The 15,594-nt window shown below is 43.6% G+C and carries 14 protein-coding genes, 4 tRNA genes and 1 riboswitch; of the genes, 3 read left to right on the top strand and 15 right to left on the bottom strand.

Annotation, left to right across the window (positions count from 1 at the left end; translation table 11 throughout):
* Positions 1–259: 259 nt before the first annotated feature.
* The 5 genes from L1266_RS17525 to orn all read right to left on the bottom strand — a co-directional run bounded on the left by L1266_RS17525 (position 260) and on the right by orn (position 1,823).
* Positions 260–335, bottom strand: a tRNA-Gly gene (locus tag L1266_RS17525).
* A 92-nt stretch (positions 336–427) separates the two neighbouring features.
* Positions 428–503, bottom strand: a tRNA-Gly gene (locus tag L1266_RS17520).
* A 264-nt stretch (positions 504–767) separates the two neighbouring features.
* Positions 768–843 (bottom strand) — tRNA-Gly (locus tag L1266_RS17515).
* Positions 844–928: 85 nt separating this feature from the next.
* Positions 929–1,004, bottom strand: a tRNA-Gly gene (locus tag L1266_RS17510).
* 273 nt (positions 1,005–1,277) lie between these two features.
* Positions 1,278–1,823, bottom strand: a complete 546-nt coding sequence (orn, locus tag L1266_RS17505; RefSeq protein ID WP_054554138.1) for an oligoribonuclease — start codon at positions 1,821–1,823, stop codon at positions 1,278–1,280.
* A gap of 122 nt (positions 1,824–1,945) precedes the next feature.
* Here orn and rsgA point away from each other — a divergent pair, with 122 nt between their 5' ends.
* Positions 1,946–3,004 carry a small ribosomal subunit biogenesis GTPase RsgA gene (gene rsgA / locus L1266_RS17500; protein ID WP_058585944.1) on the top strand — a complete coding sequence of 353 codons (1,059 nt, stop codon included), beginning with the start codon at positions 1,946–1,948 and terminating at the stop codon, positions 3,002–3,004.
* Between the two features lie 18 nt (positions 3,005–3,022).
* Positions 3,023–3,889, top strand: coding sequence for an archaetidylserine decarboxylase (asd, locus tag L1266_RS17495; RefSeq protein ID WP_235378010.1), 867 nt, complete (start codon positions 3,023–3,025; stop codon positions 3,887–3,889).
* Between the two features lie 64 nt (positions 3,890–3,953).
* Here asd and L1266_RS17490 read toward each other — a convergent pair whose 3' ends face one another.
* The 8 genes from L1266_RS17490 to L1266_RS17455 form a co-directional block, all read right to left on the bottom strand.
* Positions 3,954–4,709, bottom strand: coding sequence for a HesA/MoeB/ThiF family protein (locus L1266_RS17490; RefSeq protein WP_138601149.1), 756 nt, complete (start codon positions 4,707–4,709; stop codon positions 3,954–3,956).
* Position 4,710: 1 nt separating this feature from the next.
* Positions 4,711–6,234: a thiamine phosphate synthase gene (gene thiE / locus L1266_RS17485; protein ID WP_235378009.1), complete on the bottom strand. Its 1,524-nt coding sequence runs from the start codon at positions 6,232–6,234 to the stop codon at positions 4,711–4,713.
* Between the two features lie 15 nt (positions 6,235–6,249).
* Positions 6,250–7,032: a thiazole synthase gene (locus L1266_RS17480; protein WP_138601155.1), complete on the bottom strand. Its 783-nt coding sequence runs from the start codon at positions 7,030–7,032 to the stop codon at positions 6,250–6,252.
* A gap of 1 nt (position 7,033) precedes the next feature.
* Positions 7,034–7,231 (bottom strand): sulfur carrier protein ThiS, encoded by a 198-nt coding sequence (gene thiS, locus L1266_RS17475; RefSeq protein ID WP_054554133.1) that lies wholly within the window; start codon positions 7,229–7,231, stop codon positions 7,034–7,036.
* An 8-nt stretch (positions 7,232–7,239) separates the two neighbouring features.
* Positions 7,240–8,244: an FAD-dependent oxidoreductase gene (locus tag L1266_RS17470; protein ID WP_235378008.1), complete on the bottom strand. Its 1,005-nt coding sequence runs from the start codon at positions 8,242–8,244 to the stop codon at positions 7,240–7,242.
* Between the two features lie 73 nt (positions 8,245–8,317).
* Positions 8,318–10,270: a phosphomethylpyrimidine synthase ThiC gene (thiC, locus tag L1266_RS17465; protein WP_054554131.1), complete on the bottom strand. Its 1,953-nt coding sequence runs from the start codon at positions 10,268–10,270 to the stop codon at positions 8,318–8,320.
* 145 nt (positions 10,271–10,415) lie between these two features.
* Positions 10,416–10,517, bottom strand: a riboswitch (TPP riboswitch).
* 63 nt (positions 10,518–10,580) lie between these two features.
* Positions 10,581–10,982, bottom strand: a complete 402-nt coding sequence (locus tag L1266_RS17460; protein ID WP_054554130.1) for an META domain-containing protein — start codon at positions 10,980–10,982, stop codon at positions 10,581–10,583.
* Between the two features lie 124 nt (positions 10,983–11,106).
* Positions 11,107–11,496: an acyl-CoA thioesterase gene (locus tag L1266_RS17455; RefSeq protein ID WP_054554129.1), complete on the bottom strand. Its 390-nt coding sequence runs from the start codon at positions 11,494–11,496 to the stop codon at positions 11,107–11,109.
* 123 nt (positions 11,497–11,619) lie between these two features.
* Between L1266_RS17455 and L1266_RS17450 the strand changes: the two genes are divergently transcribed.
* The gene (locus L1266_RS17450; RefSeq protein ID WP_235378007.1) at positions 11,620–13,719 is read left to right on the top strand and encodes a TonB-dependent receptor; all 2,100 of its coding nucleotides are present in this window, start codon (positions 11,620–11,622) and stop codon (positions 13,717–13,719) included.
* Between the two features lie 69 nt (positions 13,720–13,788).
* Here L1266_RS17450 and epmA read toward each other — a convergent pair whose 3' ends face one another.
* Together epmA and efp are read right to left on the bottom strand one after the other, a co-directional pair.
* Positions 13,789–14,763, bottom strand: a complete 975-nt coding sequence (gene epmA, locus L1266_RS17445) for an elongation factor P--(R)-beta-lysine ligase (protein WP_235378006.1) — start codon at positions 14,761–14,763, stop codon at positions 13,789–13,791.
* Between the two features lie 225 nt (positions 14,764–14,988).
* Positions 14,989–15,555: an elongation factor P gene (efp, locus tag L1266_RS17440; protein WP_235378005.1), complete on the bottom strand. Its 567-nt coding sequence runs from the start codon at positions 15,553–15,555 to the stop codon at positions 14,989–14,991.
* Positions 15,556–15,594: the final 39 nt, after the last annotated feature.

The raw sequence follows: 15,594 nt of genomic DNA, 5'->3' as shown, positions 1-15,594 counted from the left end.
CTGTATCTGTGGTGTCTAACGACTCTTGAACGACTTTTATTTTAAATTCGAGGGAATATCTACGCTGTGACTTTACTTTCATGATTACTGACTCCAAAAAGGTGTCTACTTTTATGGAGTCAGATCAGTAAGCTGTAAGCTGTAAGCTGTAAGCTGTAAGCTGTAAGCTGTAAGCTGTAAGCTGTAAGCTGTAAGCTGTAATCAAATCTTGCTATTAGCTAAATTATTTAAGAAAGTGTTTTTGGGATTTTTTAGAGATTGGAGCGGCACACGAGGCTCGAACTCGTGACCTCAACCTTGGCAAGGTTGCGCTCTACCAACTGAGCTAGTGCCGCATAAATAAGTTGTAAGCTGCAAGTTTCTAGTTTCAAGCTAATGCTTTCAACTTTCCCCTTGAAACTTAAGCCAATTTCTTTTGGTGAGAAATTGGAGCGGCACACGAGGCTCGAACTCGTGACCTCAACCTTGGCAAGGTTGCGCTCTACCAACTGAGCTAGTGCCGCTTTTAAGTAGTCAGTGATTTGTCCGTTGTCGCACAACCTGAAGGTTGCGGTAAAACGTTCTGGCAACTGAGCTAGTGCCGCTTTAAAGTAGTCAGTAATTTGTCCGTTGGCGCACAACCTGAAGGTTGCGGTAAAACGTTCTGGCAACTGAGCTAGTGCCGCATCAAATAGTTTCTAGTTACAAGATTCAAGTTAGAAGTTTGAATAGCTTGGTGCTTTCAACTTTCCCCTTGAAACTTAAGCCAATTTCTTTTGGTGAGAAATTGGAGCGGCACACGAGGCTCGAACTCGTGACCTCAACCTTGGCAAGGTTGCGCTCTACCAACTGAGCTAGTGCCGCACAATAAGTTACTAGTTTTAAGTTACAAGCTTCAAGTTAGTTACTTTCCTCTTGAAACTTAAGCCAATTTCTTTTGGTGAGAAATTGGAGCGGCACACGAGGCTCGAACTCGTGACCTCAACCTTGGCAAGGTTGCGCTCTACCAACTGAGCTAGTGCCGCATTCAAAAGTAGTCAGTAATTTGTCCGTTGGTGCACAACCTTGAAGGTTGCGGTAAAACGTTCCGGCAACTGAGCTAGTGCCGCATTCAAAAGTAGTCAGTAATTTGTCCGTTGTCGCACAACCTGAAGGTTGCGGTGAAACGTTCTGGCAACTGAGCTAGTGCCGCAAATTTCAACTATAAAAGTTTAGCTAAAGACATACCAACCCCGCGGGGGTTAACGTCTTAAGCGGGGCAGGATTCTACAATAATCCGATGTGTTTGCAAATGTTTTTTACAAATTAAAGAATTTTTCTTGGTAAACCTTTAATTCCATGATCGAATCTTTGATATCGTCGAGGGCTAGATGTGAACCTTTTTTGTTCACTTGCGCTAATACGTCAGGTTTCCAACGACGTGCAAGTTCTTTAACGGTACTCACATCAAGGTTACGGTAGTGAAAGTAGTCTTCCAATTCAGGCATGTACTTATTCATAAAACGGCGGTCTTGGCCGATAGAATTACCACACATAGGTGAAGCACCCGCAGGTACCCATTGCTTTAGAAATGCCAAAGTTTGATCAATAGCATCTTGTTCAGTGAATGTGCTTGCTTTACAACGAGCTGTTAAACCAGATTGACCGTGCTGAGTCGTGCACCACTCGTCCATGCCATCAAGCAGTTCATCGCTTTGATGAATAGCAATAACAGGGCCTTCAGCCAAGATGTTTAAATCACTGTCGGTGACAACAGTGGCAATTTCGAGTATTTTATCTGTTGCTGGTTCGAGGCCTGTCATTTCTAGGTCGAGCCAGATAAGATTTGATTTATGAAAAGACATAGTTACCTTAGCGGTGCTTTCCTTTAGATCCAACGCATTTAGATATATCATATTAGTATCATCAGTCGACCTAAAGCTTTTTTTTCAAAAAGCCCGACATTTACTCAAGTTATAGGCCAAAAGTGGCAAAACAAAAGAAATTAAGTAAAGGCCAATCGCGTCGAATTAAGGCCAATCATCAAAAACGCCTCTCTAATGCAGACAAAAAGCAACAGAAAGGGGCAACTGTGCAATGGCAAAATGATAATTTAGGCCCTGCCGAAAATGCGGTTGTGATCAGTCGTTTTGGCCAACACGCCGATATCGAAACCGAATCAGGCGAAGTGCTACGCTGTAATATACGTAGAACAGTATCGAGCCTTGTGTGTGGTGATGAAGTTATTTTTCGCCGTGCAAAAGTTAGCGAAGGCGACTTAGCGGGGGTTATTGAAGCAACCCATGAGCGTCGCTCACAACTAACACGACCTGATTTTTATGACGGCGTGAAAGTCGTCGCTGCCAATATCGACCAAATTTTAATGGTCTCTGCGGTATTGCCTGAGTTTACACCAAACATTATCGACCGCTATTTAGTTGCCTGTGAAGACATGGGTATTGAGCCTATTTTAGTGCTTAACAAAATAGATTTAATAGACGATGAAGGCCTTGCTTTTATTGATGAAATTCTCGATATCTATCGTGAGCTAGGTTATCAAGTACTGTTAGTCAGTAATAAAACCGGTCAAGGCATTGCTGAGCTTAAACAAAAACTAGTTGATAAAAACAGCATTTTTGTTGGTCAAAGCGGTGTGGGTAAATCAACCTTAGTGAACACTGTACTGCCAGATGCAGATATCTTAACCCAAGAAGTCTCTGAGAACAGCGGCCTTGGTCAACACACAACAACCGTATCGCGATTACACCATTTACCAAGTGGTGGTAACCTAATCGACTCACCGGGAATTCGTGAGTTTGGCTTATGGCATTTAGATGTTGAGCGCGTTACATGGTGCTTTAAAGAGTTCCGTGATTTTATTGGTGGCTGTCGTTTTCGCGATTGTAAACATTTAAACGATCCTGGCTGTATAATCCGCCAAGCTGTTGATGATGGTGAAATTTCAGAACTTCGCTTTGACAGTTACCACCGAATTTTAGAAACTATGGCCGACGGCCGTGCTGGTGCACGCGCTCCTCGCGTATAACTATTTAGGAAATAACAAGTGAGTTTAGATAAATTCAAAATTGCTATGCAATATGCCATGCCAAAACATTTCATTTCGCGCATGGTTGGCAAGTTAGCAGCAGCAAAAGCGGGTGGCTTAACAACGGCCTTAATTAAATTGTTTATCAAACAATACAAAATTGATATGAGTGAGGCTAAATACCCAGATCCAGCTCATTACAAAACTTTTAATGAGTTTTTTACTCGCCCATTAAAAGAAGGTATTCGTCCACTTGCTGAAGATAGCGACATTATTGCTCACCCAGTTGATGGTGCAATTAGCCAATTAGGCGATGTAGTCGACGGTCAAATCATCCAAGCAAAAGGCCATGACTACAGCTTACAAGCACTCCTTGGTGGCAAAGAAGAAGACACAGCGCCGTTTTTAGGCGGTAAATTTGTGACTATTTATTTAGCGCCGAAAGATTACCACCGTATTCACATGCCTGTTGATGGTACGCTGAGCAAAATGATTTACGTACCGGGTGATTTATTTTCGGTAAACCCGTTAACAGCGCAAAATGTACCTAACCTATTTGCTCGTAACGAGCGTGTTGTGGCTATCTTCGAAACCGAAATTGGCCCGCTAGCCATGGTACTTGTTGGTGCAACAATTGTTGCTAGCATCGAGACTATTTGGGCAGGCACAGTAACGCCACCAGCAGGTAAAGATGTATTTAGTTGGAACTACCCAACCACAGGTGACAACGCGATTACTCTGAAGAAAGGTGAAGAAATGGGTCGCTTTAAGTTAGGCTCTACCGTTATTTTAGCCTGGGGTGCAAATCAAGCTGAGTTCTTATCAGATCAACACCCAGAAACAGTGACCCGCATGGGCACACCATTTGCGAAAATTAACGACTAATAAGTTCAATTAAGCAAACCACTTGAGCAAAAGTGGTTTGCTTAAAATTCTCTATAAATCGCGCCTATACCCCACGATTACACTCTGAGCACTCACTATCTTTTTGAATATTAAAACGCTGCTGTTTTAGTGTTAGCCCGTCAAATTGAATAAACTCGCTGCCCGTTTTATGGCCAAGCAATATATTGATAGCCAATAAACTTTGCATGCTGCCCATAACACCCAATAACGGGCTCAATACCCCAGCATTGTCACAATTAAGCGCTGTCTGCTCCTCCGTTTGCGGGAATATACAGCCATAGCAAGGGCTTTGTTCATCACGAAAATCAAAACTCATCACCTGCCCCTGTGTTGCAATAGCCGCAGCTGAAACAAGCGGAATAGATTTAGCTAAACAATAGCGATTAACCAAATACCGGGTAGCAAAGTTATCACTGCAATCAAGAATGATGTCAGCACCTTCAAGTAGCTCAGCACAGTTACTTTCATCAAGCTTTTGGCATAGAGGCTTAACCGTAATTTGATTATTTAAACTGCTTAACACCTTGGCAGCCGCCTGTGTTTTTGCCTGCCCCATGTGGTTTACTTTATAGAGTATTTGTCGCTGTAGATTTGAAAGCTCAACTTTATCGTCGTCAATCAAAGTGAGCGTTCCGACTCCTGCAGCTGCTAAATAAAACAGTGCTGGTGAGCCAAGCCCACCCGCTCCGACAACCACAATATGTGCAGACTTTAACTTATGCTGACCCGCATGCCCCACCTCTTTGAGTAGCAAATGGCGGCTATAACGAATTTGTTCTTTGTCGCTTAACGCGCTCATATTATGGCTGACCTTCGACCAGCTGTTTTAACGTGGCAATGGCTGCTTGGTAGTCTTCGGCTTCGGTAATCGCACGCACTACGGCAACACTGCCAACCCCCGTGCTCGCAACTTGCTCAGCACGAGATAAGTCAATCCCGCCAATCGCGACCGTTGGATAATCAGCCATTAACGGCACAAATTTTTCGAGCTTTTCTAAGCCTTGAATCTGCCCTGTCATGTCTTTGGTGGTGGTTGGATAAATAGCGCCAAACGCCATATAACTTGGTCTGTAATTATGTGCACGTAGCATTTCATAAAAGCCATGAGTCGACACACCTAAGCGTAACCCTGCCTCTTTTATGGCAATTAAATTAGCGGTTTGTAAGTCTTCTTGTCCTAAATGCACACCATAAGCGCCGTGCTTAATCGCCAATTGCCAATAATCATTAATATATACCTGCGCATCGTACTTCTGCCCCAGCAAAACCGCACTTGCAATCGACTCTTCAAGTGCTGTATCGTCTGCATTTTTCATTCTTAATTGAACGGTTTTAACCCCTTCGGCTAAACACTTCTCTAACCAATCAACCGTATCAACAACGGCATATAGCCCAAGCTGTTTAGAGTCGCACTCGGCAAAACCTGCTGCCATGGTAAAATCAACCGGGCAATCAAAGTCGAGCTCATCACCCAGCCAACTTCCCGCTTCGATGACTTGTGGGTAATCAGCTAGATTTGTTGGAAAGCAAGTGTGTGCAACGGGGCCAATCCCTTCACCATATCGAATGGCTGCTTTTAATCCTTGGTTTATATAGGCTTTCGCTAAAATAAAGGCATCTTTGAGAGGATACTGTTTGGTTAAACACGCAGCAATCACAGAGGCCATACTGCATCCAGTACCGTGACTATGCGGAGTTTGAATTTTTTCGTTACCAAGCCAATATTCCTGCTCACCTTGCACGCAGTAATCAATGCAATAGCCACTTGGGTAATCCCAGTGACCCCCTTTGATGATCACCGCTTTTGCACCATAGCCTGTTAACTTCTTTGCGGCCTCTTTCACTGCGCTTGGGCCAATCAGGTAAACACCAGTTAATAGCTGTGTTTCGTGGGTGTTCGGTGTTACAACATCGACTAATGGCAATAAACACTCTTTGATAGCACTAACAGTATCTTCTTCTGTTAATAAATCACCACTTGAGGCAATGGCAACCGGATCATAAACAACCAAAGGCGGCTCTGCCCAAGTTGCTTTGTAATGTTTTAAATGCTCACTAATAAGCTGTATTTGCTGCACATTGGCAAGCATGCCAATTTTAATCACGCTGGCAGGCATATCACTGGCTAAGGCTAATAGTTGCGACTCAATCACTTCTGTTGAAATCGGGTTAAGTGCTTCTACACCTAAACTATTTTGTGCCGTTAAAGCAGTAATAACCGTACAGCCATGTACATTAAAACTTTGCATTGCCTTGATATCGGCTTGAATTCCTGCACCGCCGCCCGAATCTGAGCCAGCTATGGTCCATACAACCTGATTCATGTTATTCCTCACATTTTATTCTTGATGCCAAAATGGCATTCCAAGCGTCGGCGTTGATGGGCTTGCTACGTCTTTCTCTGGCATCGCTTTAGCCAAATAGCTATATCGCCCCGCTTCAACCGCACTCTTAAACGCTTTACTCATCGTTACTGGGCAACCTGCACCTGCAATTGCCGAGTTTAATAATACGGCATCATACCCTAATTCAAGCGCTTGGCAGGCATGAGATGGTAAACCTAAGCCCGCATCAACAATTAAAGTATGGTTTGGCAAGCGCTCACGGATCATTTTTAAGTTATAAGGATTCAGCAAGCCTTTACCCGTGCCAATCGGTGCGCCCCAAGGCATAAGTACTTCGCAGCCTAAATCAGCGAGGCGCTGGCACAGCACTAAATCATCTGTGCAATAAGGCAAAACTTTAAAGCCATCGGCCAATAAAATTTTAGTGGCTTCAAGCAATGCGATTGGATCGGGCTGTAAATTATATTCATCACCAATCAACTCTAACTTGATCCAATCAGTGGCAAACACTTCGCGGCACATTTGTGCCAAGGTCACCGCTTCTTTCACGCTATGACAACCCGCCGTATTTGGCAGCACCTTTAACCCGGTATTTTTTATCAATTGCCAAAAATCATCACCCGCAGCAGCGCTTTGCTGACGTCTTAATGAAACGGTGACAATTTCAGCCTGTGAGGCCACTATCGACTCTGTCATAACACTTGGCGAAGGGTACAGTGCTGAGCCAATCAGTAAACGACTCGTAAATTGCTCACCATAAACCGAAAAACTATCCATCTTAGCCTCCTTGAATTGGCGACAATAACTCAATGCTGTCGCCTTCATTGAGGGGTTTAGCATCGCATTGGCTGCGCGGTACAAAGTCACCATTAACGGCAACGGCAAATGGAGGTCTTGCACCAAACTGGCTCAACGCCTGAGTGAGCGATGTATTGTCGTTCACTGTAACTGACTGACCATTAATTAAAATATTCATTTTTATCCTTAAGCAATTAAGCTCACTGCATCATCAACCACCTGAGGCGCAAGTAAATAACCATGGCGGTACAAGCCATTAATACTGATCACTCGACCTTGTTTTGTGACTTTAGGGCGGTTGTCTGCAAACGCTGGACGAAGCCCTGATTGCAAGCTCTCGATACGCCCTTCAGCAAAGCCGCTATGCACGGTATAAGCAGCAGACAATAGCTCCAGCGCCGAGCGCACGGTGACTTTACCGCGGTCTTGCGATTCGATTTCAGTCGCACCAATCACAAATTGATGATTTGGCTTAGGAGCAATATATATGGGGTAACGCGGATGCATCAGCCGTATTGGTCTGGTTAGGTTCACTTCTGGTGCATATAAACGCGCCACCTCCCCTCTTACTCCGCGAAGTAAGGGTTCAGCCTGTTTAGCACCTAAGCCGCGGCAATCAAATACATAATCAAAGCTTTGGCCATTCACTTTATGGGCGTTCAATTCAACTTTACAGCCAAAGTTAAATTGCACTCCTTGCGAGGTAAGCTTTTTAAAACTAGCGCTATAAAATGCCTGATTATCGAGTTGCCCTTCACAAGGTAAATACACACCTTGGTGGAACCGCCCAGCTAGTTCTGGCTCAAGGTCTGCGATTTGAGTGCCAACCAATGCCTGCGCCTGATAGCTTTCAAGCGGTTTTAAGCGCCTCACAAAACTTTGTAAATCGCCCTTATCTTGCTGATGAGCAACCACTAAGCTGCCTGTTTGTTGAAAATACACAGCGTCATCGAGCTCACTTAAAATTTGCTGCCAACGAGTGATGCTATTAAGCCCTTGTAGAGCTAAATCCTGTTCACACAAGACTGATTCAGCAAGGGGGGCTAACATCGCTGCAGCAACGCTGCCAGCACTGTTGCTAGCATGTTCATCATCTTGCTCAAACACACTTAACTGATGCTCTTTAGCAAGTGCCAATGCAGTTAAACGGCCAGTTAAACCAAAGCCCAGTATCGCTATCTTTAAAGACATAAACTTTCTAGGCCCTAGGCTCTAGGCCCTAAGTAAAAACCCAGAGCCTATCGCTGATGCCTAGCTCCATCAATTAAACGGCTTTGTGGTAAATCTCAGAGCCTGTTTTTTTGAACTCGTCTGATTTCGCTTTCATTTCGGCTTCAACATCGACCATTTTGATTTCGATAGCATCGCCTACGTTATTTGGATCAATGCCTCTTGCTTCAAGATCTTTGGCGTAATCACGCACTTCTTGAGTGATCTTCATCGAACAAAACTTAGGGCCACACATAGAGCAGAAATGTGCAATCTTGCCAGATTCTTGTGGCAATGTTTCGTCGTGATATTCGCGGGCGCGTTCTGGGTCTAAACCTAGGTTAAATTGGTCGTGCCAACGGAACTCAAAGCGCGCTTTTGATAATGCATTGTCACGTTCTTGCGCACCTGGGTGGCCTTTTGCCAAATCGGCAGCATGAGCAGCAATCTTGTAGGTGATTAAACCTTCTTTAACGTCTTCTTTGTTTGGTAAACCTAAATGCTCTTTAGGGGTTACATAACAAAGCATAGCGCAGCCGTACCAAGCAATTTGCGCAGCGCCAATACCTGATGTGAAATGATCGTACCCCGGTGCAATATCCGTGGTTAATGGACCAAGAGTATAAAACGGTGCTTCTTCACAGTGTTTTAGCTGCTCTTCCATGTTCTCTTTGATCATATGCATTGGCACATGGCCTGGGCCTTCGATGAACACTTGCACATCATGTTTCCAAGCAAGTTTTGTCAGCTCACCTAAAGTACGTAATTCGCTGAACTGGGCTTCGTCATTAGCATCAGCAATAGAGCCCGGGCGCAAGCCATCACCTAATGAAAAACACACATCATACTGTTTTAAAATTTCACAGATTTCTTCAAAGTGCGTGTATAAGAAGTTTTCTTTATGGTGCGCTAAACACCATTTCGCCATGATTGAGCCACCACGCGAAACAATACCGGTAACACGCTTTGCCGTCATTGGCACGTAACGCAGCAATACCCCAGCATGAATAGTAAAGTAATCAACACCTTGTTCTGCTTGTTCAATCAAGGTATCGCGGAAAATCTCCCACGTTAGGTCTTCAGCCACACCGTTTACTTTTTCAAGCGCTTGATAGATTGGTACGGTACCAATTGGTACTGGCGAATTACGTACCACCCACTCACGGGTTTCGTGAATGTAGCGACCCGTTGATAAGTCCATTACCGTGTCGGCGCCCCAACGAGTCGACCACACCATTTTTTCTACTTCTTCTTCGATTGATGAAGTGACCGACGAATTACCAATATTCGCGTTCACTTTAACTAAGAAGTTTCGGCCAATGATCATCGGCTCAGTTTCCGGGTGGTTGATGTTGTTAGGAAGCACGGCGCGGCCACGGGCAATTTCATCACGCACAAATTCAGGGGTAATAAAATCAGGAATACTAGCGCCAAACGATTCGCCTTTGTGCTGGGCCGCAAGTAACTCTTCACGAATTTTAGCGCGTCCCATGTTTTCACGAATTGCCACATATTCCATTTCAGGCGTTACAATACCTTGTCGCGCATAATGCATTTGCGTTACGTTTTTGCCTGCTTTTGCACGGCGGATCTTTGGTAGATGTTCAAAGCGGATATGATCTAACCCTTCATCTGCCATTCGTTGTTGAGAAAACTGCGAAGTCACTGAGTCTAAAATTTCAGTGTCGCCGCGGCTTTCAATCCACTTTTCACGGTATTTCTCAAGGCCTTTGCGCACATCAAGTTTAAAATCTGGGTCAGTGTATGGGCCCGAGGTATCGTAAACACGAATTGGTGCGTTAGATTCAAATACAGGGTTCTCTTCAGTGCCACCGATAAAGGTATCGCTTAGGGTGATTTCACGCATCCCTACTCGTACATTGTCTTGTGTACCTTCTACATAAACTTTATGAGAATTAGGAAAGGGTTGACCCGTTAAGTTATAAATATAATCTGATGCTGCCGCACGAACTTCGCGGCGAGATGGTTTAGTTGTTGTGTTTGACATGACTTACCTCATTGCTTTAAGGGTTGTCTTGTCAGATATTGCAAATGCAATAGAGAGTGGCAAACGCCATTGGATCGTTAATAAGCTAAATGCTTACTAGTGCAGCCTGCGCCGCTTATACCCCATAAATTTGGCGCACAAGCGCCCAGTGAGGCAGCTTGTTCCCTACGCAGGTGTTAGCCTGATCAGGTTCACGGATCCCGCTTTCGCGATCTCAGCCTTGTTAAAGGCACTCCGACAAGTATAAATTCGTTTCTTTAAAACGCCCTGAGTGTACGCCAGTTAAAAAATTGCTGCAAGCTAAGCCACTTTAGTTTTTTGCAATGAAGGTAAAGTGATGCTCGCCTTGCAGAGTTAGTTTCTCACCTGTTAGCGTAATTGCCGCACCTTCTTTTAGCGCTGACAATAATTGCTGCTCAAGCTCATTAACTTGCTCGCCACATGATTTACGAGTCATACCTAACTTATTTACCGTTAGCGTATCTTCGCTGAGCGCACCTTCACCAAAAAATTTATTACAGCCAGCAAAGCCGTTAACCTGCATCGCTTCGATAAAGCGTATAGAGGCTTTTTGAGATACAGGAATAGCTAAACCATTCACTTTTGATAATTGCCACTGTGTATATTTTAATTGCTCACTAGTGACTGTCCCTGTCGATGAGCAGCCCATGCAAAATAATACAAAAAGAAGAGGCAAGGCTACTAACTTCATATTTTTTAACTATTCAAATTTCAATGTAGTAATAATAACAACATTTAACGCAATTGATCGTTAAAAAAACATGTTTTATCTGTAAAAAATTGTTCTAAGTTAGCTTATCAAAGAACAACGCAGACTATTTGAATAAGTTATCGACTTCTTCTGGTAAAAAAGGACGACCTTTTTCATTTACTGACGTGCCAATCACTAACGCTTGTAGCATCACTTTATCATCATGTTTGCGATACACTGTTTGCCTAAAAGCAAACTTTAATCGGCTGATACGCTCGGGCTCAACGGCAACGTAAAATTCATCACCCGGCATAAGTGATGCCTTGTAATCCATTTCGCTACGCAGTACGACAAGGTTTACTTTTTCTCTTGCGAGCTTTGCAAAATCGATACCTTGGGCATGTAAAAACTCATGGCGTGCATGTTCTAAATAATTAAAATAAACACTGTTGTTTACAATTCCTTGTAAATCACACTCATAATCACGCACTTTAAAGTCTACTTTAAAGGTCATAGTCGTATTCCTAATCAATTTACGTATAATTGCCTGCGTTTATATCATAAAAATTGATTTTATAGCCATTTGGCTAGCTAGGTTGCTAGAATAGCAGTCCCGAAAATGGAGTTAAGAATCCGCATGAAACGACGTTTATCATTATTATCTGCTGCCATCCTGCCTTTATTCGCAGCATCTTCGATTGCATACGCTGAAGACGGTGAGCTTGAAAAAATTGAAGTTACCGGTGATTTCAAAAGAGAAAGCATTCAAACCCTTAGTGCCAGCGCAAGCTTGTTTTCAGACCATGAAATCAATCAACGCGGTGCAAAGTTTTTAGATGAGATGCTTGCTAGTGCAGCGAATGTAAACTTTACCTCAGGGGCATCTCGTGGTCGTTTCGTGCAAATTCGTGGTGTTGGTTTACGCTCACAGTTTGTTGACCCTATTAATCCTTCAGTTGGCTTAGTGATCGACGGTATTAACTACTCTGGTTTAGGCGGCAGTTCACTGTTATTTGATATCGACCAAGTTGAAATTTATCGCGGCCCACAAGGAACTCGCTTTGGTGCTGATGCCTTGGCTGGCATGATTCAAATGGAATCTGCAACACCCACTCTTGACCCAAGTGTGAAAATACAATTAGGTGCGGGCAACTACAACAGCTATGAAGCAGGTATAGCCGCAGGTACGGGTATTACCGACGACACAGCAGTACGCGCCAGCATTTATCAACGTGAGTCTGATGGGTATGTAGAAAACCGTTATTTAGGTGAAGATACCCAGCAACAAGATGAGCTTGTCTCTCGCTTTAAGTTACACAGCCAATTGACCGAGCATTTACGTACTGAACTGAATGTACATTACATCGATATAAATAACGGCTATGACGCATTCACATTAGATAACAGCCGTTACAGTGTTGCTGATGAACCAGGCCAAGACAACCAAGAAAGCATTGCGGTTGGCCTAGCAAACATATACACCGGCTTTGACTTTTTTGATGTTAGCCTAAACCTATCTGGTATCGACAGCGAGCTGTTATACAGCTATGACGAAGACTGGGTGTGTAATGATGAAGCCCAACCTGAGTTATGTGCTGCTGGCTTGCATGATTGGGGCTATAGCTCAACAGATGCTTACTTTCGCGATCGCCAAGATCAAGCGGCTGAGCTGCAATTTAGTGGTAAATCTGGCGAGTGGGTCGCAGGCATTTACTATCAAGGCCGCGAAGTTGACTTAGAACGTCAATACACTTGGCTGGCACAACCATTTGCATCTAATTATGAAACCAGCAATATTGCTGCGTATGGCCAACTAGCAACAGCTATTGGTCCAAAAACAACCTTAATTTCGGGTCTGCGTGTTGAGCAGTATCAAGGCGACTACATCGACAATAACGGTTTTATTGAAGAAACGGATGATGTCATGGTGGGCGGTAAGCTTGCACTTGAATACCAAGTGATTGATCGCACCATGATCTACACTAGCATTACTCGTGGCTATAAAGCTGGCGGTATTAACTCTGAAGCTTTAGCAAAAGCAAAAGACGAAGGCTTAAACCTAGATGCTGATTTCTTTGCTAATCACACATCATTTGCCCCTGAATACCTATGGAGCGGTGAGTTTGGTGTGAAAGGCAGCTCTTTGGACGATAAGTTTGTGTTACGTCTTGCCGCTTTCTACATGTACCGCGAAGATATGCAGTTAAAGTCGTGGCAAGTTGAAGGCCAAAAATTCACAGGCTATATCGATAACGCCAGCTCTGGAGAAAACTACGGTTTAGAAATTGAAGGCAGCTTCCAAGCTACTGACAATTTACTACTAACAGGTAGTGCAGGTTATCTAAATACAGAAATCAATGACTTTGTTGCGCAATCAGGCCTAGATCAAGATGGTCGAGATCAAGCACAAGCACCTAAATACCAATACGCATTCACTGCGCGTTATAACTTTACGCCAGCACTTTATGCATCAATTGGTGTAGAAGGCAAAGACGATTACTACTTCTCTGACAGCCATAACTCACAAGCATCAAGCACTAATTTAGTGAATGCTTCATTTGGTTATGAAAGTGATAATTGGAGCATTAATGCATGGGCACGTAACTTATTTGATGAAGACGTACCAACCCGTGGTTTTGAGTTTGGTAACGACCCATTAGATGGTTACACCACTCATACATACACACAACTTGGCGAACCTATGGTTGCCGGTGTGACATTTATTTACGAGCTATAAACCGTAGGCGCGACTTTATGTCGCGCTTTTAAAATCAATGAAAATCGCGGGGTAAACCCGCTCCTACATTTAAGCCCTTTCAACATCAAAGGCGAGTACGTCTTTAATCTTTTGTTTATTCGTTGCCAGCATAATGAGTCGATCAATACCCAGTGCGACACCCGCACATTGCGGTAAGCCATGTTCTAGTGCAGCTATTAAGCGCTCATCCATTGGCACTTGCTTTAATCCATTCGCTTCACGATATTGATTATCTTCACTAAAACGAGCTGCTTGCTCTTTACCATTGGTCAGTTCATTAAAGCCGTTTGCCAGCTCCATATTTTTAAAATATAACTCAAAGCGTCCTGCGACTCGCTCATCGTGCTGACAAATTTGGGCAAGAGCGGCTTGCGATGCAGGAAAATGATAAACAAAACAAGGCTTTTCTTGGCCAATCGTTGGTTCAACCTTCATACAAAATAATAGCTGCAACAAGGTATCGCGGTGCGTTTCATTCGCGGCAATATCGGCAAAGCCCTGCTCCGCTGCTAATTGTTGTAATGTACCCACATCAGCAGTTAAAGGATCTACACCTAAGGCGTTAATGAAGGCTTGCTGATAAGTTAGTCGCTCTGCGCTATCTACGCCAAGCACTAATTGCATAAGCTCATCCATTTCATCCATAAGCGCAAACTCATCAAAGCCTGGGCGGTACCACTCAAGCATTGTAAATTCAGGATTATGATGACTACCTGCCTCTTCATTACGAAAGGCTTTGCACAGCTGGAAAATAGCCCCAGAGCCCGCAGCAAGTAAACGCTTCATGGCAAACTCAGGTGACGTTTGCAAATAAAGTGGTAAGCCACCAGCATGGCCAGGACCAACAAACTCGGTACTAAAAGTCACTAAATGCACATCGGTTACACTGGCAGCACTAAGGCTTGGCGTTTCAACCTCCATAACATCACGTGCATAAAAGAACTCACGAATACGGCGAATGATGACGGCACGCTCTCGTAAAGTTTCAATATCGGCGCTTGGTTGCCAAAGGACATTAGACATAGTGTTTCCCAAAAAAAATCCCAGCAGAAGCTGGGATTTTATAAAAATTTCATACCAACTCGCTTAATTAAGTGGTCTATTTTGAGGCAATAAAACCTCGTTGATAGCAAGGCAAAAATTTCGTTATTTAGTTGTTCTAAATCAGAAGTTTTTAACGCAGCTAGCGACAGGTTTAATCCCTCAAAATGATTAAGTATTATTGCGAATTGGTATTATAAAAGCCTATTACTTAACACGACTCACGTATTCACCGCTACGAGTATCAACTTTGATCACTTCGCCGATTTGTACGAATAGAGGAACACGAACAACAGCACCTGTGCTTAATGTTGCTGGTTTACCGCCAGTACCCGCTGTATCACCTTTTAGACCTGGATCTGTTTCAGTGATTTCTAATTCAACGAAGTTTGGTGGAGTCACGGCGATTGGGCTACCGTTCCAAAGCGTGATAGTACAAACGTCATTTTCAACTAACCATTTTGCATTGTCGCCAAGCGCTTTTTCGTCAGCAGCGATTTGCTCAAATGTTTCGTTGTTCATGAAGTGCCAGAACTCACCGTCAGTGTAAAGATACGCTAAATCTGTATCCATTACGTCTGCACCTTCAACGCTATCGCCTGATTTAAACGTTTTCTCAAGAACTTTGCCTGAAATTAGTTTACGAATACGAACACGGTTAAACGCTTGGCCTTTACCTGGTTTTACCATTTCATTTTCTAAGATGCTGCAAGGTTCGCCGTCTAACATAATTTTTAGGCCGCCCTTGAACTCATTGGTGCTATAATTCGCCATCGTTTCCTCTGTCTAAATAATTTCGAGTAATCTACGTGT

The sequence above is a fragment of the Pseudoalteromonas sp. Cn5-37 genome (genome assembly GCF_021532495.1).
GTDB lineage: Bacteria > Pseudomonadota > Gammaproteobacteria > Enterobacterales > Alteromonadaceae > Pseudoalteromonas > Pseudoalteromonas simplex.
The sequence above is the reverse complement of the archived record's forward strand: the minus strand, read 5'-3'. Positions and strand labels throughout refer to the sequence as shown.